At 70.8% G+C, this 23,676-nt stretch carries 23 protein-coding genes, 1 tRNA gene and 2 pseudogenes; 7 read left to right on the forward strand and 19 right to left on the reverse strand.

Annotation, left to right across the window (positions count from 1 at the left end):
• Positions 1 to 5: 5 nt before the first annotated feature.
• On the reverse strand, positions 6 to 1,820 hold the full coding sequence (locus ADL01_RS21575; RefSeq protein WP_078960676.1) for an ABC transporter ATP-binding protein: 1,815 nt from the start codon (positions 1,818 to 1,820) through the stop codon (positions 6 to 8).
• Between the two features lie 184 nt (positions 1,821 to 2,004).
• Here ADL01_RS21575 and ADL01_RS46435 point away from each other — a divergent pair.
• Positions 2,005 to 2,193 (forward strand): annotated as a pseudogene (locus tag ADL01_RS46435) (glycoside hydrolase); the annotation flags it as partial.
• 7 nt (positions 2,194 to 2,200) lie between these two features.
• On the opposite strand, the gene ADL01_RS21580 reads toward ADL01_RS46435, so the two are convergent.
• The gene (locus ADL01_RS21580; protein WP_053743741.1) at positions 2,201 to 3,007 is read right to left on the reverse strand and encodes a helix-turn-helix transcriptional regulator; all 807 of its coding nucleotides are present in this window, start codon (positions 3,005 to 3,007) and stop codon (positions 2,201 to 2,203) included.
• Between the two features lie 216 nt (positions 3,008 to 3,223).
• Here ADL01_RS21580 and ADL01_RS21585 point away from each other — a divergent pair, with 216 nt between their 5' ends.
• On the forward strand, positions 3,224 to 3,961 hold the full coding sequence (locus ADL01_RS21585; protein ID WP_053743677.1) for an SDR family oxidoreductase: 738 nt from the start codon (positions 3,224 to 3,226) through the stop codon (positions 3,959 to 3,961).
• Between the two features lie 15 nt (positions 3,962 to 3,976).
• Here ADL01_RS21585 and ADL01_RS42365 read toward each other — a convergent pair.
• The 4 genes and pseudogenes from ADL01_RS42365 to ADL01_RS21600 all read right to left on the reverse strand — a co-directional run.
• A pseudogene (locus ADL01_RS42365) lies at positions 3,977 to 4,458 on the reverse strand (transposase); the annotation flags it as partial.
• Positions 4,457 to 5,374 carry a DUF6891 domain-containing protein gene (locus ADL01_RS21595; RefSeq protein ID WP_053743678.1) on the reverse strand — a complete coding sequence of 306 codons (918 nt, stop codon included), beginning with the start codon at positions 5,372 to 5,374 and terminating at the stop codon, positions 4,457 to 4,459. The pseudogene ADL01_RS42365 and the gene ADL01_RS21595, both read right to left, overlap by 2 nt.
• A gap of 123 nt (positions 5,375 to 5,497) precedes the next feature.
• On the reverse strand, positions 5,498 to 5,629 hold the full coding sequence (locus ADL01_RS42370; RefSeq protein ID WP_234354745.1) for a transposase: 132 nt from the start codon (positions 5,627 to 5,629) through the stop codon (positions 5,498 to 5,500).
• Between the two features lie 89 nt (positions 5,630 to 5,718).
• A tRNA-Pro gene (locus ADL01_RS21600) sits at positions 5,719 to 5,813 on the reverse strand.
• 137 nt (positions 5,814 to 5,950) lie between these two features.
• On the opposite strand from ADL01_RS21600, the gene ADL01_RS21605 reads away from it, so the two are divergent.
• On the forward strand, positions 5,951 to 6,676 hold the full coding sequence (locus tag ADL01_RS21605; protein WP_053743679.1) for a transketolase: 726 nt from the start codon (positions 5,951 to 5,953) through the stop codon (positions 6,674 to 6,676).
• 157 nt (positions 6,677 to 6,833) lie between these two features.
• Positions 6,834 to 7,730, forward strand: a complete 897-nt coding sequence (locus tag ADL01_RS21610; protein WP_053743680.1) for a transketolase family protein — start codon at positions 6,834 to 6,836, stop codon at positions 7,728 to 7,730.
• 15 nt (positions 7,731 to 7,745) lie between these two features.
• Here ADL01_RS21610 and ADL01_RS21615 read toward each other — a convergent pair whose 3' ends face one another.
• The 4 genes from ADL01_RS21615 to tdh all read right to left on the reverse strand — a co-directional run bounded on the left by ADL01_RS21615 (position 7,746) and on the right by tdh (position 11,430).
• The gene (locus ADL01_RS21615; protein ID WP_053743681.1) at positions 7,746 to 8,105 is read right to left on the reverse strand and encodes an MmcQ/YjbR family DNA-binding protein; all 360 of its coding nucleotides are present in this window, start codon (positions 8,103 to 8,105) and stop codon (positions 7,746 to 7,748) included.
• Between the two features lie 102 nt (positions 8,106 to 8,207).
• Positions 8,208 to 9,110, reverse strand: a complete 903-nt coding sequence (locus tag ADL01_RS21620) for a LysR family transcriptional regulator (protein WP_053743682.1) — start codon at positions 9,108 to 9,110, stop codon at positions 8,208 to 8,210.
• Between the two features lie 63 nt (positions 9,111 to 9,173).
• The gene (locus ADL01_RS21625; RefSeq protein ID WP_053743683.1) at positions 9,174 to 10,373 is read right to left on the reverse strand and encodes a glycine C-acetyltransferase; all 1,200 of its coding nucleotides are present in this window, start codon (positions 10,371 to 10,373) and stop codon (positions 9,174 to 9,176) included.
• Positions 10,374 to 10,401: 28 nt separating this feature from the next.
• Positions 10,402 to 11,430 carry an L-threonine 3-dehydrogenase gene (gene tdh / locus ADL01_RS21630; RefSeq protein ID WP_053743684.1) on the reverse strand — a complete coding sequence of 343 codons (1,029 nt, stop codon included), beginning with the start codon at positions 11,428 to 11,430 and terminating at the stop codon, positions 10,402 to 10,404.
• 347 nt (positions 11,431 to 11,777) lie between these two features.
• On the opposite strand from tdh, the gene ADL01_RS21635 reads away from it, so the two are divergent.
• Positions 11,778 to 13,664, forward strand: a complete 1,887-nt coding sequence (locus ADL01_RS21635) for a DUF2264 domain-containing protein (RefSeq protein WP_053743685.1) — start codon at positions 11,778 to 11,780, stop codon at positions 13,662 to 13,664.
• An 85-nt stretch (positions 13,665 to 13,749) separates the two neighbouring features.
• On the opposite strand, the gene ADL01_RS21640 is transcribed toward ADL01_RS21635, so the two are convergent.
• The 7 genes from ADL01_RS21640 to ADL01_RS47840 all read right to left on the reverse strand — a co-directional run bounded on the left by ADL01_RS21640 (position 13,750) and on the right by ADL01_RS47840 (position 19,261).
• Positions 13,750 to 14,337, reverse strand: a complete 588-nt coding sequence (locus ADL01_RS21640; RefSeq protein WP_053743686.1) for a GAF domain-containing protein — start codon at positions 14,335 to 14,337, stop codon at positions 13,750 to 13,752.
• Positions 14,334 to 14,942, reverse strand: a complete 609-nt coding sequence (locus ADL01_RS21645) for a GTP-binding protein (protein WP_053743687.1) — start codon at positions 14,940 to 14,942, stop codon at positions 14,334 to 14,336. Before ADL01_RS21645 ends, ADL01_RS21640 begins: the two co-directional genes overlap by 4 nt.
• A complete protein-coding gene (locus ADL01_RS21650) occupies positions 14,920 to 15,291 on the reverse strand; it encodes a DUF742 domain-containing protein (RefSeq protein ID WP_053743688.1) in 372 nt (123 codons plus the stop codon). The genes ADL01_RS21645 and ADL01_RS21650 overlap by 23 nt, the downstream gene beginning before the upstream one ends.
• A 2-nt stretch (positions 15,292 to 15,293) precedes the next feature.
• Positions 15,294 to 15,728 (reverse strand): roadblock/LC7 domain-containing protein, encoded by a 435-nt coding sequence (locus tag ADL01_RS21655; RefSeq protein ID WP_053743689.1) that lies wholly within the window; start codon positions 15,726 to 15,728, stop codon positions 15,294 to 15,296.
• Between the two features lie 95 nt (positions 15,729 to 15,823).
• On the reverse strand, positions 15,824 to 18,007 hold the full coding sequence (locus ADL01_RS21660) for an ATP-binding protein (protein WP_199834882.1): 2,184 nt from the start codon (positions 18,005 to 18,007) through the stop codon (positions 15,824 to 15,826).
• 371 nt (positions 18,008 to 18,378) lie between these two features.
• Positions 18,379 to 18,993: an Hsp70 family protein gene (locus tag ADL01_RS21665; protein WP_053743691.1), complete on the reverse strand. Its 615-nt coding sequence runs from the start codon at positions 18,991 to 18,993 to the stop codon at positions 18,379 to 18,381.
• Positions 18,965 to 19,261, reverse strand: coding sequence for an Hsp70 family protein (locus ADL01_RS47840; RefSeq protein WP_078960677.1), 297 nt, complete (start codon positions 19,259 to 19,261; stop codon positions 18,965 to 18,967). The genes ADL01_RS21665 and ADL01_RS47840 overlap by 29 nt, the downstream gene beginning before the upstream one ends.
• An 80-nt stretch (positions 19,262 to 19,341) precedes the next feature.
• Here ADL01_RS47840 and ADL01_RS21670 point away from each other — a divergent pair, with 80 nt between their 5' ends.
• Both ADL01_RS21670 and ADL01_RS21675 read left to right on the forward strand, forming a co-directional pair.
• Positions 19,342 to 19,905 (forward strand): dihydrofolate reductase family protein, encoded by a 564-nt coding sequence (locus ADL01_RS21670; protein ID WP_053743692.1) that lies wholly within the window; start codon positions 19,342 to 19,344, stop codon positions 19,903 to 19,905.
• Positions 19,906 to 20,034: 129 nt separating this feature from the next.
• The gene (locus ADL01_RS21675) at positions 20,035 to 21,255 is read left to right on the forward strand and encodes a metallophosphoesterase (protein ID WP_053743693.1); all 1,221 of its coding nucleotides are present in this window, start codon (positions 20,035 to 20,037) and stop codon (positions 21,253 to 21,255) included.
• A gap of 117 nt (positions 21,256 to 21,372) precedes the next feature.
• Here the strand turns inward: ADL01_RS21675 and ADL01_RS21680 are convergent, their stop codons facing one another.
• Together ADL01_RS21680 and pgk are read right to left on the reverse strand one after the other, a co-directional pair.
• Entirely contained in the window at positions 21,373 to 22,500 is a 1,128-nt protein-coding gene (locus ADL01_RS21680; protein ID WP_053743694.1) for an iron-containing alcohol dehydrogenase, read from the reverse strand.
• Entirely contained in the window at positions 22,490 to 23,671 is a 1,182-nt protein-coding gene (pgk, locus tag ADL01_RS21685) for a phosphoglycerate kinase (RefSeq protein ID WP_234354747.1), read from the reverse strand. Before pgk ends, ADL01_RS21680 begins: the two co-directional genes overlap by 11 nt.
• Positions 23,672 to 23,676: the final 5 nt, after the last annotated feature.

Consider the following 23,676-nt stretch of genomic DNA (forward strand, 5'->3'; position numbering starts at 1 on the left):
CGCGCTCAGTGCAGGCCGGCCCGCTCGGAGCTGTCGTCGAGGAACCCTCCCGACTGGTGCTGCCACAGCTTCGCGTACGCGCCGTCCGTGGCGAGCAGTTCCTGGTGCGTGCCCTGCTCGACGATCCGGCCGCGGTCGAGGACGACGAGCCGGTCCATGGTGGCGACCGTGCTCAGCCTGTGCGCCACCACCAGCGCCGTCCGCCCCTCCATGAGCCGCCACAGCGCCTCCTGGACGAGGATCTCGCTCTCGGAGTCGAGGGCGCTGGTCGCCTCGTCGAGCAGCAGGATCGGGGCGTCGCGCAGGATCGCCCTGGCGAGCGCGACCCGCTGGCGCTGTCCGCCGGACAGTTTGATTCCGCGCTCGCCCACCATGGTGTCGAAGCCGTCCGGCAGGGCGTCGGCGAACTCCGTGACGTGCGCGGCCTCGGCCGCGCGGCGGATCTCGGCGTCGGTGGCGTCGGGCCGGGCGAAGGCGATGTTGTCCCGCAGGGTGCGGTGGAACATCGCCGGGTCCTGCGGCACGTAGGCGATCAGGCTGCGCAGGTCCGTCTGGCGCAGCCGGCTGATGTCCTGGCCACCGATCAGGATCCGCCCGGCGTCGATGTCCGTCATCCGCAGCAGCAGCCTGCTGAGCGTGGTCTTGCCGCCGCCGGAACGGCCGACGAGACCGATCTTGGCCCCGCTGGGCACCGCCAGGTCGAGTTCCCGGAAGAGCGGTTCGGCGCCCGCGTGGGCGAAGGTGACGTTCTCGAAGCGGACGTCGGCGGCCCGGGACTGGAGTGCTTCCGGCGACGTGGGATCGAGCACGGTCGGTGGGGTCAGCAGCAGTTCGGTGAACTGCGCGGCCTCCGTCATCGAGCTCTCCAGACGGCGGTAGATCTGGTTGAACTCGAACATGATCCGGGTGGCGTTCGAGTAGTACGTGAACGCGACCACGACCGCCTCCACGCCGTGCTCACCCCCACCGAGGGCGACCGCCAGCAGCAGGCCCAGCGCGTTGGTCAGTACGGACAGCGGCGCCACCAGTGTGTCGATGCGCAGGTTGCCGTAGTCCCACGACCTCAGCGTGAGCCGCCGCGACACCTCGACCCGTGACCGGTGCTCGGCGGCCTCCCGTTCCTCGGCGGCGAACGCGCGGACCGTGTCCATGTTCATCAGGCTGTCGGCGACATGGCCCGACACCCGGGCGATCGCCTCCTCTCGCTTGGCGACGAGCGTCTGGCGGCGCCGGATCAGGGGCACCACGCAGAACGCGGTCAGTGCGATCATCGCCAACAGGCCTACGACGAGCAGCGGTTCGTAGCGCCACAGCACCACCGACCCGAACACGAGCGGCACCAGACTGCCCACGACCTGGAATGTCAGGGTGTCGACGAGCTCCTCGAACCGGGAGGCGAAGCTCAGCACCCGTTTGGTCAGCGACCCGGCGAAGTTCTCGTGGAAGAACGCGGCGTCCTTGGCGAACAGTTCGTCCATGCCGATCACGTACAGGTGCTCGATGCCACGGGCGTCCACACGGTTCAGACAGTGCAGGCCCACGCGCCACAGCACCTCCGCGAGCAGCAGGACGCCGGCGAAGCCGAGGACGTAGGGCAGCGCCGAGCGGACGGACATTCCGTCCTCGCCGGCGATACGGCCGACCAGTTTCGCCACGACGAGCGGCGCGATGTAGTTGATGCCGATGTTGCCCAGCGCCGGGAGCAGCATCGCGGGTACCGTCAGCCGCCGAAGTCTGGCCAACTCCCGTCCGTAATAACGAAGTGCGAGGAGCACCGACCCCTTGCCGGGTGTAGCCTCGCGCGATTCAGGCGATTCCATGCCAGCCCTGTGTTGTCGAAAAGCAGCCCCGCCATACGTGTGCCGCAGAAGACGCACACACTCAAGCAACCGCAGTGTCCCGCGCCGCCGCTCACGCAGTCCAAGCCTTTTTCCCGGCCGAACGGCCTGTTTGCAGGGGGGGCTGGCGCATTCTTCGGCGCCGACCGGAGCCGACTCCGAGCCGATGCGGCTTCCCGACATGCCGCTGCACGATCCGTTCGTCGTAGCCGACCCGCACAGCCGCGTCCACCACCTCCGCACCTCCAACGACCCGTCGATATCGGGCGTGGACGGCACCGCCACGATGGTCTACGGCAGCCACGACCTGCGCGCCTGGACACGCCCCGTCGTGGTCTTCCTGGCTGCCGAGCAGCTGATTGCTACGCGCCGTCGGGCAGTTCAGTGCTGTCGAAATAGACCACCAGCGTCTGCTCGGGCTGTTCGGCCAGGTGAAAAGCGGTGTACACATAGTCGACCACCCCCCGCTGCGGGTGTCGTAGCCGTTTCCGACCGCTGTGCCGGGCCTGCACCTCGTACTGGGGCCACCACTCCCGCACCTCCGGGCTGCCGTCGTGCAGTTCCTCGATCAGGCGGGTGTACCGCGGGTCGCCGGAATGGCGTGCGGCCAGCGGCCGAAGTCGGGCGAGCAGGCCGCGTGCCTCGGGTTCCCAGTCGAGCAGAACCTCCCGGGACACCGGTTCGAGGAAGACCCAGCGGACGAAGTTGTCCGGTCGACCCGCCTCGGTGATGAGCTTCGGAAACAGTTCGTCGGCCGCCCGGTTGTGACTGAGGACGTCATAGTTGCCGCCGATGATGTACGCCGGGTGCGGCTGGAGCAACAGGGGGACCGCCCCCGCCTCGACCGTCAGCGGCTCGCGTTCCTCGACTTCGGCCGCAGGCGCGTGACCGGCAAGCTGGAGCAGGTGATGGCGCTCATGACGGTCGAGCCGCAGCGCCGCGGCGAGGGCGTTGAGCAGTTGTTCGGAGGCGCGGATGTCCCGCCCCTGCTCCAGGTATGTGTACCAGGTGGCGCTGATCCCGGCCAGCAGCGCCAGTTCCTCCCGGCGAAGTCCCGGAGTCCGGCGGCGGCCGGTCTGCGGCAGGCCCACCTCGTCAGGGGTGAGGCGCTCTCTGCGGCTGCGCAGAAACGCACTCAACTGACGGCGTTGGTCCGGCGGCGTGGGCATGACGGGCACCTTCAGTTCCAGAATAAGTACGGTCTGGATACCAGGCTAAAGCTCCTGAAGACTGATGTGCGAGCACAAGGCCTCGGCAGTGCCGACTGCCTCACACAGTCACACCTGCCCCCGGCCGTCCAGTGCGCAACAGCTTCCGTACGCTCCACCAGGACCTGCTGCCGCTCACTACCCCGGCCCGGTGTCAAGGACGGAGAGGGCGACTTCATGTCCGGAATCAAAGGCAAAGTGGTGGCGATCACCGGAGCCAGCAGCGGCATTGGCGAGGCGACCGCGCTGATGCTCGCCGAACGGGGCGCGCGACTTGTCCTCGGCGCCCGCCGGTCCGAGCGCCTGTCGGAACTGGTGGCCCGGATCGAGAAGGCTGGTGGCGCTGCCGTACAGATCCGCACCGACGTGACCCGGCGGGACGACCTGCACGCTCTGGTCGCGCTGGCCGGTGAGCGATTCGGCCGACTCGACGTACTCGTCAGCAACGCTGGAGTCGGCACGATCTCGCCTCTCGACGATCTGCGCGTCGAAGAGTGGGACCACATGGTCGACGTCAACGTGAAGGGTGTGCTGCACGGAATCGGGGCCGCGCTGCCGGTCTTCCGGGCACAGGGCGCCGGGCACTTCATCACCACAGCCTCCACGGCCGCGTTTCGCATCGTGCCGACAATGGCGGTCTACGCCGGCACCAAGTTCGCGGTCCGGGCCCTCTGCGAAGGACTGCGCCAGGAAGCCGGCGACTCCCTGAGAGTGACCACTGTGTCGCCCGGTCCAACGGTGACCGATTTCGCGGAGGCGTCAACCAACAGCCAGGTCAGAGCAGAGATCACGAGGATGAGAGACCACATCGCAATCCCGCCCGACGCAATCGCCCGGGCCATCGCTTTCGCGAGCGAACAGCCCGCCGCGGTCGACGTGAACGAGATCGTCGTGCGGCCCACCGCCCAGAACTGACCTCCGCGGCGACATCGCAGCGCTACCGAAGACGAACTCACCGCCGTGCTTGGGCGGACGGCCCCCGGCCGGGTGGGCCAGGGCGAACTCCGCGCGGGTGGGTGCCGGACGGCGCATCACCCGGTCCGAGCAGGGCCGTCCCAGGACCTGCACCGGCAGACCGGCCAGCAGGTGGTAGATCCGGGGGGCGCGTCGTACCCGGCGTCCAGGACGACCAGGATCTCCGGATCACCCGCGCGTCACTGACCGGCGGCAGGCAACCCCTCAACCACGTAACCGAGTTGGCCGGCGGTGAGGGCGGGGACGTCCGCGCCGGGCTCCAACCGGCCCGCGTCCAGGATCGCGGCCCAGGAGGTGCGACCGGTCTCCAGCGCGGCAACGGCCGAGTACGGCCAGACCGGGATCATCCGGTGCTCGCCCTTGCCCCGGCCGTAGGTGTGGCAGAACGAGCGGTCCGGCGCGGTGGCGGCGTCCGGCCGCAGCCAGGGCGAGACGTTATCCGACCAGGCGGCGGCGCCAGTCCAGGGACGTGATGGTGATGGCCCGGTCGGGGTCGCGGTCCCACTCGACAGGGAAGCCAACCGCTTCGAGGGCGGCCACGACCTCGTGGCCGATGGCTGCGGTGGTCACGGACGAGCCGTCGAAGCCGCCGTAGAGCAGCATCAATCCGTGGCCGGCCACGGCGGAGTCCGTGCACTGCGTGTGGAAGTAGACGAAGCCGCGGGTGTCGGGCCCGCCTTCGCCGCCGATCTCGGACTGGCCGCAGCTGCGGCAGCAGGTGAAGTTCTCGCGGGCAGTGATGCCGGCCCCCTGCAGGGCGGTGAACGCGCGGGCGAGCCGTTCAGGGTCAGTCTCGCCCTGCCACTCGGTCTGCTCCGCGACGCGCTCCAGCCACATCCGGTCGGCCAGCGCAGTCGCCTGTTCCCGCGAGACGGGCCGGCGATCCTCTGTGACCAAGTACTCCTCGGCGAGCTCCGCCAGTTCGGCACGGGAAGCGTAACCCCCGACCAACACCTCACGGATCCGCTGCTCCAACTCCTCGCGCTCGCTTTCGGCGAGGTCGAGGGGCGGCACCTCACCGGCCGGACCCATGTCCACCAACGACCAGTCCAGACCGGCATCCCAACCGGACTTCCGGCTGGCCCAGCCGGTCATCGCCGCGATCACGGCCTCGACGTCGTCGACCATCGCCTGGAAGTGCCGGTCGGCGGCGCCGTCGCGGTGCTCCAGCGTATAGTCGCCGCCGGACTCGTGCCATATCTGGGCGAAGACGTCCGGCAGGTCGGGTACCCGCTGGACGACCAGGAACCGGTCACCGCCGCCGCCGATACGCCGAACCAGCTCGGCCAAGTCCTCGACAGACACGCAGACGTGCCGTTCCCCGGTCTCCGTCTTCACCACGATCTCAAGCATCCACAGACTCTGACACACCCCCTGACAGCGGCGCCCACTGCCTCAGCGGTTAAACGGCAAGGGGCCTGTCGCGGAAGTGCCCTGGCCCTTGACCTGCAGAGCCAGCCAGCTCCGTAGTCTTCGTCAGATGACCCGCATCGACCTCGCCTGGAGCCGGGTGACGATCCGCCCCCAGGTGCCGTCCCGCTGCCAGCGTCTCAACAGGTCATAGACCCGGTCCCAGGGTCCGTACCGCTCCGGCACATCGCCGGTCAAGAACGCCGGTCCCCAACTGGTCCCCAAGAACGGCCAAGGGCCGGTTTCGGATATCTCCGAAACCGGCCCTCACCTGCGACTGTCTCCAGTCGGGACGACAGGATTTGAACCTGCGACCCCTTGACCCCCAGTCAAGACCCCTTGACCCCCAGTCAAGTGCGCTACCAAGCTGCGCCACGTCCCGATGCTGTCTGACCTGGGGTTTCCCCTGGCCGAACACGCATGGAAACAATACCGCACTCGGGTCGATGGTCGCGCACCACTTTGTTCACCCACCCACCGCTTGACCTCAAGTTTGGTTGAGGTCACACGATCGTCTCCATGACGACCACGGCCACGCACATCGATCCGAACCAGACACACGACACCTACGAGTACGCCGAGCTGACCGGGCTCATGGGGCTGATGACCGGCGACGAGAAGCACGGTCCGGCGGCGACCTCCACGCTGGACGTGCTCTGGGTCCTCTACGACAAGGTCCTGCGGGTCGGCCCGGACCGGATGGCGGACCCCGGGCGCGACCGGTTCCTGCTGTCCAAGGGGCACGGGCCCATGGCGTACTACGCGGTACTCGCCGCGAAGGGCTTCCTGCCCATGGCCTGGCTGCCCGGCTTCGGCTCATACGACTCGCCACTGGGCCACCATCCCGACCGCGTGCTCGTGCCGGGGGCCGAGATCGGCAGCGGCTCGCTCGGGCACGGTCTGCCGATCGCGGTCGGCACAGCACTGGGGCTGCGCGCCCAGCGGCTCGGCGAGCCCGCGGTATGGGTGCTGATCGGCGACGCCGAACTGGACGAGGGCAGCAACCACGAGGCGATCGCCTTCGCCGGTCCCGCAGGCCTCGAACGCCTCCACACGGTCGTCGTCGACAACGCGTCCGCCAGCCATGGCCGGCCCGGTGGCATCGCCGCCCGCTTCGAGGCCGCGGGCTGGTCCACGGCAACCGTCGACGGCCGTGACCACGAGGCCCTGTACAGCGCCTTCACCACCCCCCATCCCGGCCGACCCCACGCCGTCGTGGCGCGAGTCGAACCGAAGTCCGACTGACCCGGCACGACCAACCCGACCAACCCGATCGACCCGATCGACCCGATCGACCCGATCGACCCGATCGACCCGATCGACTCGATCAACCCGCCCATCCGGACCGACCGATCTGACCGATCCAACTGGTCTGACCGACCTGAAGGGAACCACTCCCCCCATGGACACCATGCGTGACCGCTTCGCCCCCGTCCTCTCCCAGCTGCTCGACGAAGACCAACGCGTCGCCGTCGTACTCGCCGAGATCGGCGCCGCCCAGTTCGCTCAGGCACAGGCCCGGCACCCCGACCGGGTGATCAACGTGGGCATCCGTGAGCAGCTGCTCATCGGTGCGGGCGCGGGCCTGGCGCTCACCGGTATGCGCCCCGTCATGCACACCTTCGCGAGCTTCCTCGTCGAGCGGCCCTTCGAGCAGGTCAAGCTCGACCTCGGGCACCAGGACGTCGGTGCGGTCCTCGTGAGCGCCGCCGCCTCCTTCGACTGGCCCGCCGGCGGCTTCACGCACATGGCGCCGGGCGACGTGGCCCTCCTCGACACCCTGGACGGCTGGACAGTGCATGTGCCGGGCCACCCCGACGAGGCCGAGACGCTGCTGCGGCACGCGGTCGCCGCCGGTGACGACAAGGTGTACGTACGGCTGTCGTTGCAGTCGAACAGGGAGGGGTTCCCGGTCGACGGCGCACGGTTCCGCACCCTCCGCGCGGGCCGCTCCGGTGTCGTCATCGCCGTCGGGCCGATGCTCGACGCGGTCCTTGACGCCACGGAAGGGCTCGACGTCACCGTCCTGTACGCGACGACCGTACGGCCCTTCGACACGGCCGCGCTGCGTCGGGCCACCGAGGCGGCGGGCACCGACGTCGTCCTCGTCGAGCCGTATCTCGCGGGCACGTCGACTGCCGTCGTGAACGACGCTCTCGCCGACGTGCCCCACCGCGTTCTGGGCCTCGGCGTGGGACGTCGCGAACTGCGCCGTTACGGGGACGTCGAGGAGCACGTGGCCGCGCACGGGCTCGACGCGCCGACGCTCCGCGAGCGGATCCGGGGATTCGTGGCCTGAGCGCGCCGTTCGCGTTCAGCCGACCTGCGGCATCCCCAACTCCGGGTGGGCGTCGACCAGTCGGGGCGGAGCCGCCTGGCGCCAGGAGTCGGCGAGGATGTCACGCAGTTCGCCCTCGTCCTCCAGTGCGGCCAGGCGCACTCTGACCCAGGCGAAGCCCGCCTCGTGGTCGGCGATCCAGAACTTCTCCGGCTCGGCCAGGACCAGTTCGTCGCGCTCGTCCTTCGGGCAGCGCACGGCGATGGACGTCTCGTCCTCGGGCAGCGTGGCGAACATCTTCCCCGCGACCCGGAACGTGGGCATGCTCCAGGCGATCTTCTCCGTCGTGTCCGGCAGGGAGAGGGAGATACGGCGTACGTCTTCGGCTTCGGGCATACAACGCACCGTAGCCAATGCCACTGACATTCACCCACGACGATCCGCGACGGTCCGCGATCACCGGCGTGAGGAGCTCCGCCCCCGCGCCGGGAGACACGGCTACTCCTCGGCGGCTGCGCCCAGCGCGTCCAACACGGGGCGGATCAACGGGTGTTGCTCTGCTCCTCTGCGGACGGCCGCGAAGACCCGCCGGGTGGGGGCGATCCCGTCGACCGGGCACACGACCACACCCGTCAGGTCCATGCCGCGCAGCGCCGACCGCGGTACGAGGGCCACGCCGGCGTCGGCCGAGGCGAGGGCCACGACCGCGCGGAAGTCGTCCGAGGAGTGTTCGAGGCGGGGCCGGAAACCGGCGTTCTCGCAGGCCAGGACGACCACCTCGTGGCAGGGATTGCCGGGGTACGGCCCGATCCACGGGTCCTTGGCCAGTTCGGCGAGCGGCACCTCGTGGGCGTCGGCGAGACGGTGGGTGACCGGGACGACCGCGTCGAAGGGCTCGGCGTAGAGGGGGACGTGGGTCAGCCGGGGGTCGTCGGCGGGCGGCGCTCCCCGGTACTCGACGGCCACCGCGACGTCGACCTGCCGGTCCAGCACCATCGGCAGGCTGGCGTCGCCCTCGGCGTCCTGGACGCGGATCCGGATGCCGGGGGCGGTTTCCGCGAGGCGGGCCAGGGCGGGGGCGACGACCAGCGCGATGCCGGTCGCGAAGGCGGCGACGGTGACCGTGCCGGCGGCGCCGGAGTCGTACGCGGCAAGCTCGGCCTCGGCCCGCTCCAGCTGGGCGAGGACCACGTTGGTGTGCGCGAGCAGGATCTCGCCGGCCGGGGTCAGCCGTACGCCCTTGGCGCCGCGCTCGACGAGCCGGCGGCCGGTCTCCTGTTCCAGGGCCGTGAGCTGCTGGGAGACGGCGGAGGGGGTGAGGTACAGCGCGGCGGCAGCCGCCGTCACCGTGCGGTGGTCGGCCACCGCACGCAGGATGTGGAGCCGCCGTGCTTCGATCACGCGATCGATTATCCAGTACGTCCGGAACGGTATGCCCGGGAAGGCATGCCCGCGACGGTTCCGTCAGCGCTCCAGCTCCGCCCAGGCCTCGACAAAGGCATCCACGGCACGGTTCACGTCCTCGGTGGAGTGCCCGGCCGACAGCTGGACGCGGATCCGGGCCTGCCCCTGGGGCACGACCGGGTACGAGAAGCCGATCACATACACACCGCGCTCCAGCAGCAGTTCCGCCAGCCGGCTCGCCTTAGTGGCGTCACCGATCATCACCGGCGCGATGGCGTGGTCGCCGGGGAGGATGTCGAAGCCCCTCTCGGTCATCCGGCGGCGAAACCGTGCGGTGTTCTCGGCGAGCCGGGTCCGCAGGTCGGCCGCGGACTCCAGCAGGTCGAGCACCTTCAGCGAGGCGGCGGCGATCACCGGGGCAAGCGTGTTCGAGAACAGGTAGGGCCGTGAGCGCTGCCGCAGGAGAGCGACGATCTCGGCGCGCGCGGCCACGTACCCCCCGGACGCGCCCCCGAGCGCTTTGCCCAGCGTGCCGGTGACGATGTCCACGCGGTCCATGACGCCGTGCAGTTCGGGCGTGCCCCGGCCGCCGGGCCCGACGAAGCCCACGGCGTGCGAGTCGTCGACCATGACCATCGCGCCGTGGCGGTCGGCGAGGTCGCAGATCTCGCGCAGCGGGGCCACATAGCCGTCCATGGAGAACACGCCGTCGGTGACGATCAGCTTCCGGCGCGCGCCGGACTCCGTCGCCTCCTTCAACTGCCGTTCCAGATCGGCCATGTCGCGGTTGGCGTACCGGAAGCGGCGGGCCTTGGACAGGCGGATGCCGTCGATGATCGAGGCGTGGTTGAGGGCGTCGGAGATCACCGCGTCCTGGGCGTCGAGGAGGGTCTCGAAGACGCCTCCGTTCGCGTCGAAGCAGGAGGAGTAGAGGATCGTGTCCTCCTGGCCGAGGAACGCCGAAAGACGGGCCTCCAGCTCCTTGTGCACCTCCTGCGTACCGCAGATGAAGCGCACGGAGGCCATGCCGTAGCCCCAGCGGTCGAGTGCCTCGTGGGCGGCGGCGACGACCTCGGGATGGTCGGCGAGGCCGAGGTAGTTGTTCGCGCAGAAGTTGAGCACCTCGCCGGGGCGCCCGCCCGCGGTCACGGAGACGGTCGCGGACTGCGGGGTGCCGATGACACGCTCGGGCTTGTGCAGACCGGCGGCGCGGATCTCGTCGAGGGTGGCGCGCAGGTCGTCGCGCACGGAGTCGAACATGACAGAAGCTCCTGAGGCTGTGAGGGAGTTACGTGGTCCAGTCGAGGATGACCTTGCCGCCCCGGCCGCTCGCCGCGTCCGCGAACGCGGCCTCGTGGTCGCGGTGGTCGTAGCGGCCGGTGATGACCGGGGCGAGGTCGAGGCCGCCCTCCAGCAGCACCGACATCGCGTACCAGGTCTCGAACATCTCACGGCCGTAGATGCCCTTGATCGTGATCATGGAGGTGACGATCCGGGACCAGTCGACCGGGAACTCCTCGGACGGCAGGCCGAGCATGGCGATCCGTCCGCCGTGCGTCATGTTGGCGATCATGTCGCGCAGGGCCTCGGGGTGGCCGGACATCTCCAGGCCGATGTCGAAGCCCTCGCGCAGCCCGAGGGCACGCTGGCCGTCGGCGACGGTCGCGCGGGAGACGTTCAGCGCCAGACTCGCGCCGATCTTTCGCGCCAGTTCGAGCCGTTCCTCGCTGACGTCGGTGACGACGACGTTCCGCGCTCCCGCGTGCCGGGCCACCGCCGCCGCCATCAGCCCGATCGGGCCGGCCCCGGTGATCAGGACGTCCTCGCCCACCAGCGGGTAGGTCAGGGCGGTGTGCACGGCGTTGCCGAACGGGTCGAAGATCGCCGCCACGTCGAGGTCGACGGGCACCCGGTGCACCCACACGTTGGCGGCGGGCAGCGCCACGTACTCCGCGAAGGCACCGTCGCGGCCGACACCGAGCCCCACCGTGGCCCGGCACAGATGACGGCGCCCGGCGAGGCAGTTGCGGCACCGGCCGCACACGAGGTGCCCCTCGCCGCTGACCCGGTCGCCGACACCGATCTCGGTGACATCGCGTCCGGTCCCGACGACCTCGCCGACGAACTCGTGCCCGAGTACGAGCGGCGTACGGATCGTCTGCCGCGCCCAGCCGTCCCAGGCCCGGATGTGCAGGTCGGTGCCGCAGATCCCGGTTCTGAGCACCTTGATCAGTACGTCACCGGGGCCGACGGCCGGTTCCGGTACGTCCGCGAGCCACAGCCCGGGCTCCGCCTTGTCCTTGACCAGCGCTTTCAACGCAGCGGCTCCTGTGGGTGAGGCCCCGGTCCAGGGCACGCCGAAGGAGCCCGTGCCGGGGAGAGTGGTGACGTCGTCGGCAAGAAATCTGCCGTACCGCGACGCCCCGGTCCATCGAGGTTTTCTTAAGCGCCGCCGCAGCTTTCCTTCACGCCCTCCGTACGAGGAGCGCAGGTCGACCGGCACATCCCCCTTGGCCGGATGAACGAGAACAGCCGACCGCCTGTTGATCCGACCGGAACCGTCAGCCGTATCCCTTCTGAGAAACCGCGCGAACCCATGGGTGAACCGACCCACGGACTGACAGCCCAGCTCCGCCGGGCCCGTCGAAGGAGCCAGGAACCATCATGCCCGCACCGCACTTGGCGCTCCCGCCCAACGACCGGGTCCTGTCGTTGTTCACCGGCTGGACCCGGGCACACTGGGAGGCGCTCGCCGACCGGCAGTTGGCGGCGCTGGTCCCCTACGCGACGCCGGGTCTCGCGCAGTACCGGCTGCCGGGCCGGAACTCCTCCGCGGGCGTGGTGTCGGACGGACTCGAGGGCTTCGCACGGTCATTTCTGCTGGCCTCCTTCCGGATCGCGGGAGCGGCGGGCGAGGTGGACGCCCGTCTCGTAGAACGCTACGCGCAGGGTCTGACAACGGGCACGGACCGTGACAGCGGCGAGGCCTGGCCCGAACTCACCGACTGTTCCCAGCCGATGACCGAGGCGGCCTCGATCGCCATCGGGCTGCACGAGACCCGCCCCTGGATCTGGGACCGGCTCGACGTGGACGTCCAGGAGCGGATCGTCGACTGGCTGTGGGGATTCGTGGGCCGCCGCACCCGGGACGACAGCGGGCGGCTGTGCCAGGTCGTCGCCGAGCAGTTCCTGGCCTCCGTGGGCGCGCCGCACCGCCAGGAGGACATCGACAGCGGACTCGACCGGATCGACGACTGGTATGTCGGCGGCGGCTGGTACAGCGACGGCGACGGCCGTACGTTCGACTACCACGTCGGCTGGGCGCTGCATCTGTATCCGCTGCTCTGGAGCCGGATGACGGGCGGTGCGGACGGCGGGCGCGGCCGGGTGCACCGGCGTCGGCTCGCTCAGTTCCTCACCTCCTATCCGCACTTCTTCGGGGCGGACGGCGCCCCCGTCCACCAGGGCCGCTCCCTGACGTACCGTTTCGCCGCGACGGCTCCCGTCTGGCTGGGCGCGCTGGCCCGGTGCACTCCGCTGGCGCCGGGGCTGACCCGGCGGCTGGCCTCGGGCGCGGTGGCGCACTTCGTGGAGCGCGGGGTGCCCGACGAGCGCGGGCTGCTGCCGCTGGGCTGGTACGGCACGTTTCTGCCCGCGACCCAGGCGAACTCGGGGCCGGGATCCCCGTACTGGTCGAGCATGGCCTTCCTGGGCCTGCTGCTGCCCCCGGAGCACGCGGTGTGGACCGCCCGTGAACGCCCGCTGCCCGTCGAGGAGTCGGACCAGTACACGGCGCTGCCGGGACCGGGGTGGCTGCTGCACGGCACCCGGCACGACGGCATCGTGCGTCTCGTCAACCACGGCAGTGACCACAACCCGATGGAGGGACCCGCCGACGACGATCCGCACTACGCCAAGTTCGGATACTCGACGGCCACCGCACCGGAGACGGGCTCGGTGGCCTGGGAGCGGAACGTGGACGGCCACCTGGCGCTCCTCGCGCCCGACGGCACGGCGTCGCGCCGACGCAGAATCGTTCCGCTGCACTGCTCGGGACGGGTCGCCGCCTCCTGGTACGAAGCCGAACTCCCCGGTGTCGATGGGGAGTTCCGGGTCGAGTCGACGAGCTTGCTGCACGGTTCGTGGGAGATCCGTGCGCACCGTGTCCAGGCACCGGCCGACGTGGCTGTCCGCGAGGGGGGCTACGCGGTGGCCGACACCGCCGTGCCCGAGGCCGAGCGGGGCGACGGCTGGGCCCTGACCCGTACCGGCTCGGGGCTGACCAGCGTGGTCGTCGCGCTGCACGGCTGGGACGACGTGACGGGCGTGGCCCGCGAGGTCGACTCGAACGCCTTCGGCCCGCACTCGGCGACGCCCTACCTGCGGTGCTCGGCCCAAGCCCCGGGAGCGACCCGGCTGTTCGTGACCCTGGTCGCGCTGACCCGGGACGCCGTGCATCCGCAGGCCCTGCGCGAGGCGGTGTCGTGCGCGGTGACGGAGGAGGGCCGCGCCCTGATCATGTTCCCGGACGGCGAGACGGTCTCCGTATGACAAAGGCGATGACGACGATGCCGAAGACGCGCGTGTGACGCGGACGCAGTCCCCCGGGAACGAATCCCCCTGGAATCGGGCTCCCTCAGAGGGTGCCTTCCCCCGGCACGAGCTGCCCGACCAGTTCCGCCGCCATCGCCTTGATCGTCTCGAGCCCCGCCCTCCCCCAGGGACGCGGCTCGAAGTCGGCGACGCACACCGTGCCCAGCGCCATGCCCGCCGTGTCGATGAGCGGCGCGCCCAGGTACGACCGGATACCGAACTCGTCGACGACCGGGTTGCCCGCGAACCGCGGATAGTCCCGGACGTCCTCCAGGACCAGTGCCTTGCGCCGGACCACCACATGCGGGCAGAACCCGTGGTCGCGCGGCAGCCGGCGGCCCACGCGCGGCTTCACCTCCTCGGAGTCGGCGCCGGCGTCCCGACGCCTGCCGGTGTCGGCGTCGCCGGGGACATGGAGCCCGGCGAAGAACTGCCGCTCCTCGCCGATGAAGTTGACCATCGCGTAGGGCGCGCCGACCAGCTCCGCGAGGCGGTCCGCGAAGGCGTCCAGGGCAGGTTCGGGCCGTTCCCCGAGGCCCAGTCCGTGCAGCCGCCGGGTGCGGGCGGGGGCGTCGCTGTCCTCGGGGGTCAGCAGCAGACGACCGGCCGGGCGGGGCGGGTCGTAGCTCATGGGCGGGCTCCCTCACTGTGGGCGCTGGGCGCGGACGCGGGCGCGTGGGCGAGCAGATGCCGTACGAGCGTGAGCAGGGTCTGCACTCCCGAACTGGAGATACGGGCGTCGCAGCGCACGATCGGGATGGCGGGGTCGAGGTCGATCGCGGCGCGCACCTCTTCGGGGTCGTAGCGGTAGGAACCGTCGAACTCGTTGATCGCGACGATGAAGCCGAGGCCGCGCTGTTCGAAGAAGTCGACGGCCGCGAAGCAGTCCTCCAGGCGCCGGGTGTCGGCGAGGATCACCGCGCCGAGCGCGCCTTCGGAGAGCTCGTCCCACATGAACCAGAACCGCTCCTGTCCGGGCGTGCCGAACAGATAGAGGACGTGTTGCGGATCCAGGGTGATGCGACCGAAGTCCATCGCCACGGTGGTCTCGACCTTGTTCTCGATGCCTTCGAGACTGTCGGTCGAGGCACTCACCGTGGTGAGCAGTTCCTCCGTGCTGAGCGGCGCGATCTCGCTCACCGCGCCGACCAGGGTCGTCTTGCCGACTCCGAACCCTCCCGCCACCAGGATCTTCAAGGCGGTGGGAAAGGGATCAGAGCTGTCGTCGTAGTCCATCGAGCACTGCCTCCAGAAGAGACCTGTCAGTGGGGTTGTGGGAGAACTCGGGCGGTTTGGTGGTGAGCGCGCCGCAGTCGACGAGGTCGGACAGCAACACCTTGGTGACCGCCGCCGGCAACTTCAGCTGGGCGGCCATCTCGGCGACCGACACGGGCAACCGGCACATTTCGAGCGCCTGTTCGTGTTCGGGGCCGAGGTAGCCGAGCGGGGTGGCCCCGGTGGCCATCACCTGGGACATGAGGTCGAGGGCGGTGGACGGCCGGGTCCGGCCATTGCTGACGGTGTAGGGGCGCACGAGCCGTCCGGCCGCGTCGTCGAGCCAGGGCCCGTCGCCGGCCGCCGTCACGCTCAAGGCCTCATCGCCGACGGTTCGACGGCGGACTGCCGGGGCGCGGTCATCAGGTACGGGCGGACGCTCTTGACCAGCATCGCCATCTCGTACCCGAGCACCGCGGCATCGGCCTCCCGGCCCGCGAGCACGGCGAGACAGGTGCCGGAGCCCGCGGTGGTGACGAACAGCAGGGTCGAGTCGAGTTCGACGACGACCTGCCGGACCTCACCTCCGTCTCCGAACCGGATGCCCGCGCTGCGTCCGAGGGAGTAGAGACCGGAGGCCAGGGCGGCCATGTGGTCGGCGCTGTCCGGGTCGAGTCCGTGCACGGACTTGACGAGTCCGTCGCAGGACAGGAGTACCGCGCTCGTGGTGTGCGGTACGCGCTGGACGAGGCCGCTCATCAGCCAGTCGAGGTCGGATACATGGCCGGTCGGCAGATCGCTCGCCATGGTGGATCGACTCCTTGGGGTACGAAGGTCTGCGGGAGCGCTGGGGGTGGGGGCAGCACTGGTGCTGCTGCGGGTGGTGGTGCTGTGGGGGGTGGTCATCCGGCAGGTGCGCTCCCGTCGTGCCGGGTGGTGAGGTCCAGGTCGTGGCCGGGCGCGCGCAGTCGGTGCGCCTCGGGTATGGGGGAGGTGTCCCCGGGCGGTACGGCCCTGGAATCCGGAGAGTCCCTGTGGTCCCTGGGGGCCGTGGGGTACGCGGCGGCATCGGTGCGGCCCCCGTCCGGGGCCACCGGGGACAGGCCCGGTCCGGGTGGCCTCGTGGAGATCCGCTCCATGGACCCCGGTTCCTGATGGGCGGTCTCCGAGGCGGTCGGGTACGCGGGCTTCGTGTACGTCCGTTCCGAGGGCGCCGGTTGTCCGGAGGCCGCAGCCTCCGTGCGCGCCCGCTCTCCGTACCGCGCCTCGTACTCCCTCTCCATCGCCGCGATGGCCGGGTCCGTGTAGTCCGCCTCCAGTTGGCGGGCCTCGGCGAGCCCGATGCCGCGCTGGAAGGCGGCCATGAGGCCGGGGTCGTGTTCTACGACGTCGTCGCTCTCCGGGCGGGGAGCCGCCGGGCCGCCGCGCAGTTGGGGCGCGATGTGTTCCTGGGCGCGGCGGCGGGGCAGTTGGGGCTTGCCCATGGTGCCGCGCACGGCGCTGTTGCGGGGCGTGGACGGCGCGGCCACGTTGTCCGTGACGGTGCGCCGGTCGTCGGGGCGGATGCCGGGCATCGCCTCCGCCGGGTTGGGCCGCTCCGGGTGCGCCCCGCGTACGGGCAGTGGGGCGGGGCCCCGGCCGTTCGGCGCCGGTATGGCCGGCCGGGGCGCCTGGGGCCGGCGCGCCGGCGAGCCGCCGGTCTGCGGGCGGGGCGCCGGGGGCCGTTCCTCGTGGCCGGCGGCCGACGGACGCTGCTGGGGCGGCTCGGCCACCCTGCGCATGCCCCCGGTCTCGTGGATCTGGGCCTGGGCGCGGCTTTGGGGCTGAGGCGTCGTCTGGAGGCGCGGCTGCGGGACGACTCCGGATGCGCCCTGTCCCGGCTCCGTGCCCAGCAGCCCCTGCGGCACCACGAGTACGGCCTGCACGCCGCCGTAGATGTTGGTCTGCAGGCGGACGTGGATGCCGTGCCGGCGGGCGAGCTGGGAGACGACGAAGAGTCCGATGCGGCCGTCCTGGAGCAGGCTGGCCACGTTGACCTGGTCGGGATCGGTGAGCAGGGCGTTCATCTTGTGCTGTTCTTCCACGGGCATACCGAGGCCGCGGTCCTCGACCTCGATGGCGAGCCCCGAGGTCACGAGGTTGGCGCGCAGCAGCACCTGGGTGTGCGGGGCGGAGAACAGGGTGGCGTTCTCGACGAGTTCGGCGAGCAGGTGGATGACGTCGGCGACGGCGTGTCCGCGCAGGGTGCCGTCGATCGGGGGCACGAGCTTGACCCGCGAGTACTGCTCAACCTCCGCGATGGCCGAGCGCAGCACCTCCGTCATGGAGACCGGGTTGCTCCACTGGCGGCGGGAGACGGCGCCGCCGAGGACGGCGAGGTTCTCGGCGTGGCGACGGATGCGGGTGGCGAGGTGGTCGACGTGGAAGAGGCCCTTGAGCAGGTCGGGGTCCTCGATCTCGTGTTCCAGCTCGTCGAGGATGGAGATCTCGCGGTGCACGAGCGACTGAAGGCGCCGGGCGAGGTTGACGAAGACCTCGACCTTCTGTTCGCTGCCCGCCTGGCTGGAGAGCTGCGAGGCCTGGACGACGGCGGTCACGGCGCCGTCGTGGGCGCGGGCGAGGTCGGCGCCGAGGAGCTCGAAGTCGTCGGCGTCGGCCGCCGGTTCACCACGCGGCCGGCGGGCCGGCAGGGGGTCGCCGCGCCGCAGGGCCTCCACGAGGGCGCCCAGGTCGGCTTCACCGCGGACGCTGGTCTGGCGCAGGGCACCGAGGCGTTCGCGTACGGATCTGGCGGTGCGGTCGGCGGCCACCAGAGCGATCACGATGCCGACGAGAGCCACGCCGACCGCCCCGGCGAGCACGGCGAAGAGGGTGAGGGTGGGCCGCACCCCGCTGGAGCGGATGAGGAACAGGACCGCCGCGCAGGCACTGAGGGCGACCGCGAGCGGCGGCAGCACGGCGAGCCGCATCAGTTGCGGCCGTATGTGGGTCTCGGGCAGCGAGGGGACGGCACGGGCGACCGGCCGACCGTGCCGCCCGCCCTCACGGCGGTCTGCGCGGGGGGCCGGTGCTCGGAGGTGAGACATCTTCGTCCTCGTACTGGTGCGTCGGGACCTGGGATCGCGCGTCTGCGCGACTCGGGCGTGTGCCATCGCATTGCCGGTCGGGGGCCGAAGAAAACGGCCCTGTGTCGCCCGGCGGCCACTCACAGTAGTCGGCAAGGCATCATGTGCGGTGGGCAGTTGACAAACTCCCCCACACGGCGTCCCGCTCTGGTATGAGACCTCGCACGGCAGACCGATAAATCATTCGGACACGTATTCCCCCGCCGGACCGAATCGATCAGACCTGGTCAGAGCCGCTCACGAACAGACGGCGAGGGCCGGGAAGCCACCTGCTCCCCGGCCCTCGCCGTCCGTACGACTGTCCGATCGTCGTCTGTTTTCGCCCTTCGCGGTCAGCCCCCGGACACCACCCTGGGCTCTCCGCTGCCGTCGGCAGCACCCCCCTGAATGTCACCGGCCGTGTCGGTCCGGGCGTCGTCCACATCAGCCGTACGAGTGACATCGGCCGTACGAGAGGCCGCGGCCACACCGGCGGCAGCCTTCCGCATGGCCTCGCGGACGGCCACGTCGTCCCCGTTCCGCAGGGCTTCCTTGAGCTCGCCGACCGCTGCCTCGACCTCGGTCCTGACGTCGCCCGGCATCGTGTCCTCGTGGTCGTGAACGAACTTCTCGGTGGCGTGGACGAGTTGATCGGCCCGGTCGCGCGTCTCGGCGGCTTCACGGCGCAGGCACTCCCGCTCCGCGTACCGCTGGGCCTCACGCACCATGCGTTCGAGGTCGGCCCCTGGCAGTGCGGATCCGCCGGTGACCGTCACACGTTGCTCCTCGCCGGTGCCCAGATCCTTGGCGGAGACGTCCATGATCCCGTTGGCGTCGATGTCGAAGGCGACCTCGATCTGAGGCTCGCCGGCCTTCGCCCGAGGCAGACCTGTCAGTTGGATCGTGGCGAGCATCTTGTTGTACGCCGCGATCTCGCGCTCACCCTCGTAGACCTTGATCTCCAGCACCGTCTGTCACCGCCTGCCGCCTGGCCGCCTCACCGACCAGCACCTCACCGTCCTTCGTGAAGGCGACGACAGAGGGCGTGGACCTGTCCCCCTCCGCGTTGGCGATGACGGTCGGCTCCCCGCCTTCGAGGACACTCACCACAGAATGCGTTGTACCAAGGTCGATCCCTACAGCACGAGCCACCGTGCGCTCCCCCCAGCCGCCGCGGCGACAGCCCCGCGTGAACTTACCCACCGTCAGGTTTCCATATCCGGCCAATTCGCACATGGCTCTTCAGTAGACGGACGACGCGACAGTCCAACCGCGACAGATTTGCCCGGTCACCCGATTCACGGGAGGTTGACGCCATGCGCACACTGACTTTCGGCATGAACCAGAGCCTGGACGGCTACATCGCCGCGCCCGGCGACGACCTCGGCTGGAGCGTGCCGAGCGACGAGCTGTTCCAGTGGTGGTCCGACCGGGTGGGGGCGACGGGCCTGGCGCTGTACGGGCGCAGACTGTGGGAGACGATGAGCTCCCACTGGCCGACCGCCGACCAGCAGCCCGGCGTCACACCGGCGCATGTCGAGTTCGCCCGCCGCTGGCGGAACATGCCGAAGGTGGTGTTCTCGTCGACGGCCAGCACGGTCGACTGGAACACCCGCCTGGTCACCGACGACGCGGTCACCGAGATCGCCCGGCTGAAGGCCCAGGACGGCGGCCCCATGGACATCGGAGGCGCCACACTCGCCGCAGCGGCCATGCGGGCCGGGCTGATCGACGAGTACGCGATCGTCACCCATCCGGTCCTGGTGGGCGGCGGCACGCCGTTCTTCACGGCCCTGGACAACTGGGTGAACCTGAGCCTGGTGGAGACCCGGACGTTTCCTGACGGCGTGATGCTGACCAGGTACGCGACCAGGCGCTGACTGCCCGACGTCGGATCAGCGCGGGCTTCGGGCGGCAAGGATCTCGTAGCGCCTGTCCCCGTCCGACCGGCTCGGGACAGCCGGATACAGTGCGCGCAACGGCAGCCTGGTTACTCAAGGAGGGGACGCGTGACCGACGCCAGCGAAACCCGATCCGCCGGCAGTGCGGCGCGGGCGACTCAGCAGAGCCGACTGCACCGTCTGATGCGCTACCTCCCCCTGATCGCCCCCGTCCTGCTGTGGACCGTGCCCTGCTTGCTGCTCCTGCACACGGGCCAGCACTGGCCCCTGCCCGTCACCCTGCCCGGCACCGCCCTGTTCCTTCTCGGCTTCATCACGATGCCGCTCGCGATGGCGCGCGGCCACGGCCGGCGTCAGCAGGACCGGGCGGCGATCGTCGGGGACACCCTGCTGGGCACCAGCTGGGTTCTGTTCACCTGGTCCGTTCTGCTCGGCGTCCTGTTGCGGCTCGCGCTGTCCGTGGCCGGCGTCGGCGAGGGTCAGGACCGGGCCCGGATCGTCACCTGGGCCGTCCTCGGCGTCACCGCCGTACTGCTCGCGTGGGGGTACGCCGAGGCCCGCCGCGTGCCACGCGTGCGCCGACTCGACGTGCAACTTCCACGGCTGGGTGCCGGCCTGGACGGTATCCGGGTCGTCCTGATCACCGACACCCACTACGGCCCGCTCGACCGCGCCCGCTGGTCGGCACGGGTGTGCGAGACGGTGAACACGCTGGAAGCCGACGTGGTCTGCCACACCGGCGACATCGCGGACGGCACGGCCGAACGCCGCCGTGCCCAGGCCGCCCCCCTCGCCACCGTGCGGGCCACCCGGGCCCGGGTGTACGTCACCGGCAACCACGAGTACTACAGCGAAGCCCAGGGCTGGGTCGACCTGATGGACGAGCTGGGCTGGGAGCCGCTGCGCAACCGCCATCTGTTGCTCGAACGCGGAGGCGACACCCTCGTGGTCGCCGGCGTCGACGACGTCACCGCCGAATCCTCCGGCCTGACCGGCCACCGCGCCCACCTCGCCGGAGCCCTCAACGGCGCCGACCCCGACCTGCCCGTCCTGCTCCTCGCCCACCAGCCCAAGTTCATCGACAGGGCGGCAGCCGCCGGCATCGACCTCCAGCTCTCCGGCCACACCCACGGCGGCCAGATCTGGCCCTTCCACCACCTGGTCCGCATCGACCAGCCCGCCCTCGCCGGCCTCAGCCACCACAGCCCCCGCACCCTCCTCTACACCAGCCGCGGCACCGGCTTCTGGGGCCCGCCCTTCCGCATCTTCGCCCCCAGCGAGATCACCCTGCTCGTACTCCGCTCCCCACAGCAGTCCACCTCGCCGTAACACCGGGCTGACCATTCGTACGACTCCGCAAGCCCTCGGCCGGACCAAAGGTCAGGCTGGGGGCTCGCGGTGTGACCGGCCGTCAGAATCGGACCGTGCCCGCCGCCTTGGTGCGTCCTACGGCGTGCGGAAGGAGTCCGCGTAGATGTGCCGGATGAGGTCGGTGTCGATGTCCGGAGTCGGATCGTTGTCGAGGTTTCCGCTGATGCCGTCGACGAACGTGTCGATGTCGCGGGCGGTGAACCCCCAGCTCTCCAGTCCGGTCGCCAGCCCCGCCGTGGCCAGCACGCCGGAGACCGCCTGGTGGATGTCGTGGTGACCCAGGGCCTCGGCGACGTCGGCGAAGCCGTCCTTGGCGTGCGGCTGGACGGTGCGCAGCCAGGCCGGGTAGAGCAGGGCCAGGCCCCTGCCGTGCGGTACGTCGATCCGCCGGACCGCGCCCATCGCCTGCTGGAGGCGGTGCGGCAGACAGGTGCTCGCGCAGGCGACGTTGACGCCGCCGAGCAGTGCGGCGTGGGCCATCGACTCCCGGATCTGCGGGCTGCTGCTCCCGGCGGCGACCAGGGGCAGATGGTCGCGGATCAGCGCGATCGCGTACCGCGCGTGGGACCGGCTCTCGTCGGTCGCGCGGGCCGCCACATAGCCCTCGATCGCGTGGGCGAGCGCGTCGAAGGTGGTCTCGACGGCGACCGCGACCGGGAGCGGCGCGGTGAGGTCCGGGTCCACGACGGCGACCTTGGGGAAGACGTCGTCGCCCCGGATGCCGGACTTGAAGCCCCGCACCACGTCGGTGACGATGGCCCCCTTGGTGACCTCCGACCCGCTGCCGGCCGTCGTCGGCACGGCGATGACGGGGAGGGCGGACGGGGAGGCGGTGAGCGTCTCGCCGATGATGTCGCGCACGGTGTCGTACGGGCCGGCCACGGCCACGGCCTTGGCCGCGTCGATGGCGCTGCCGCCGCCCAGGCCGATCACGACGTCGCAGGACCGCGACTTCGCCAGCGCCACGGCCTCGTCGATCTCGTCGGACCGGGGGTTGGCGCTGATCCTGTCGAAGACGGTCACCGACAGGCCCGCCCGGCGCAACGAGTCCGCCGCCCGGTCCAGGAAGCCGTGGCGGCGCATCGCGGTGCGCCCGCACACGATCAGCGCGTGCCCGCCCCACTGGGCCGAGAGCGCGCCGACCTGGTCCAGGGTGCCGCTCCCGAAGACCACGTGGGTGGGTACGGGGAACTCAAGCCGCATGGTCACCGACTCCGTTCTTCCGGTTGTCCTCGAGTGCCTCGATGACGGCGCAGGTGCCGTCTGCGAGGTAGTGCAGTGCGGAGCCGCCGCCGGTGGACCGGGGACCGGTCCAGGGAAGCTCCGCGACGGTGTCGCCGCCGAGCAGCAGGGTGTGCGGCTCGCCGGGTTCACGGGCGCCGAGCACCGCTGCCGCCGCACGGTGGTTTCCCTCGGCGTGTCGGCCGGGCGTACCGGCCATCAGGACCCGGTCGGCCTCCCGTACCGCGTCCACCGCCCACCGTTCGAGGTCGAAGTCGACGATGGCCCAGCCGTCCGGGACCCCCTTCTCGACGTCCACCGTCCGGGTGGCGCCTTCGGGGCCGGCGATCAGGACCGTACGCGGCAGGTGGATGCGAGCCCGGTTCCGGCGGCCGAGTACGGTGCGTGCCACGGCGGCGCAGCGCTCGGCCTCGGTGCCCAGCTCGGAGTCGCCGATGGCGTGACCGCTGACCGCCAGAAGGGTGTTGAGCACCGCCCCGCCGGGGATCACCACGTCGTACGCGCGCGTCAGGCTCTCCAGCCCCACCGCCGTCTTCTCCGCCTTGACGCCGCCCAGCACGGCCACCGAACCTGCCGTCCGGCCACCTGCCGCCCCGCCACCGGCCGCCCACGGTCGCAGCAGCTCGGTCTCACCCAGGAGACTGGAGGCCGCGTAGCCCGGCAGGAACGCGAGGATGCCGACGTTGGAGGCGTGGCGGCGGTGTGCTTTGGAGAATCCGCCGACCGCCACCCGGTCGCCCAGGCGGGCGAGCGCGGCGGCCAGTTCGCGGTCGCCGCGTTCCTCGCCCGCCTCCAGCCGGACGTTGCCGAACAGAGCGATCTCCCCGTCGCGCAGCTCAGCCGCCCAGCTCTGGGCCTGCCGTGAGGAGCATGCCGGCAGATAGCGGACTTCCTGGCCCAGGCACCGGCCGAGGTACCCGGCCAGATAGTCCAGGTGCCGGGCCGTGCCGTCCTTCGCGCTGCCCTGGTGGCTGAGGAGCGCGACCCGGGCGCCCGCCACGGCCAGGCCGCGCAGGTCGTCAAGCTCGGTGTCGATCCGGCCGGTGTCCGTCAGCGCGGGGCCGACGTTGAACCCGGCAGAGTAGACCCAGCGCTCCCCGGGCACGACGGGGTGATCGCGCAGCAGCCGCATGGTGC

Origin of the sequence: Streptomyces sp. NRRL WC-3618 (assembly GCF_001280005.1) — a bacterium.
In the GTDB taxonomy this organism is placed as follows: Bacteria; Actinomycetota; Actinomycetes; order Streptomycetales; family Streptomycetaceae; genus Streptomyces.

What these genes read in the sequence shown, in the direction of transcription:
- ADL01_RS21575 (WP_078960676.1), bottom strand. Translation starts at nt 1,820, where the DNA reads ATGGAATCGCCTGAATCGCGCGAGGCTACACCCGGCAAGGGGTCGGTG.
- ADL01_RS21580 (WP_053743741.1), bottom strand. Translation starts at nt 3,007, where the DNA reads ATGCCCACGCCGCCGGACCAACGCCGTCAGTTGAGTGCGTTTCTGCGC.
- ADL01_RS21585 (WP_053743677.1), top strand. Translation starts at nt 3,224, where the DNA reads ATGTCCGGAATCAAAGGCAAAGTGGTGGCGATCACCGGAGCCAGCAGC.
- ADL01_RS21595 (WP_053743678.1), bottom strand. Translation starts at nt 5,374, where the DNA reads ATGCTTGAGATCGTGGTGAAGACGGAGACCGGGGAACGGCACGTCTGC.
- ADL01_RS21605 (WP_053743679.1), top strand. Translation starts at nt 5,951, where the DNA reads ATGACGACCACGGCCACGCACATCGATCCGAACCAGACACACGACACC.
- ADL01_RS21610 (WP_053743680.1), top strand. Translation starts at nt 6,834, where the DNA reads ATGGACACCATGCGTGACCGCTTCGCCCCCGTCCTCTCCCAGCTGCTC.
- ADL01_RS21615 (WP_053743681.1), bottom strand. Translation starts at nt 8,105, where the DNA reads ATGCCCGAAGCCGAAGACGTACGCCGTATCTCCCTCTCCCTGCCGGAC.
- ADL01_RS21625 (WP_053743683.1), bottom strand. Translation starts at nt 10,373, where the DNA reads ATGTTCGACTCCGTGCGCGACGACCTGCGCGCCACCCTCGACGAGATC.
- ADL01_RS21635 (WP_053743685.1), top strand. Translation starts at nt 11,778, where the DNA reads ATGCCCGCACCGCACTTGGCGCTCCCGCCCAACGACCGGGTCCTGTCG.
- ADL01_RS21640 (WP_053743686.1), bottom strand. Translation starts at nt 14,337, where the DNA reads ATGAGCTACGACCCGCCCCGCCCGGCCGGTCGTCTGCTGCTGACCCCC.
- ADL01_RS21645 (WP_053743687.1), bottom strand. Translation starts at nt 14,942, where the DNA reads ATGGACTACGACGACAGCTCTGATCCCTTTCCCACCGCCTTGAAGATC.
- ADL01_RS21655 (WP_053743689.1), bottom strand. Translation starts at nt 15,728, where the DNA reads ATGGCGAGCGATCTGCCGACCGGCCATGTATCCGACCTCGACTGGCTG.
- ADL01_RS21660 (WP_199834882.1), bottom strand. Translation starts at nt 18,007, where the DNA reads ATGTCTCACCTCCGAGCACCGGCCCCCCGCGCAGACCGCCGTGAGGGC.
- ADL01_RS47840 (WP_078960677.1), bottom strand. Translation starts at nt 19,261, where the DNA reads ATGTGCGAATTGGCCGGATATGGAAACCTGACGGTGGGTAAGTTCACG.
- ADL01_RS21670 (WP_053743692.1), top strand. Translation starts at nt 19,342, where the DNA reads ATGCGCACACTGACTTTCGGCATGAACCAGAGCCTGGACGGCTACATC.
- ADL01_RS21680 (WP_053743694.1), bottom strand. Translation starts at nt 22,500, where the DNA reads ATGCGGCTTGAGTTCCCCGTACCCACCCACGTGGTCTTCGGGAGCGGC.
- pgk (WP_234354747.1), bottom strand. Translation starts at nt 23,671, where the DNA reads ATGCGGCTGCTGCGCGATCACCCCGTCGTGCCCGGGGAGCGCTGGGTC.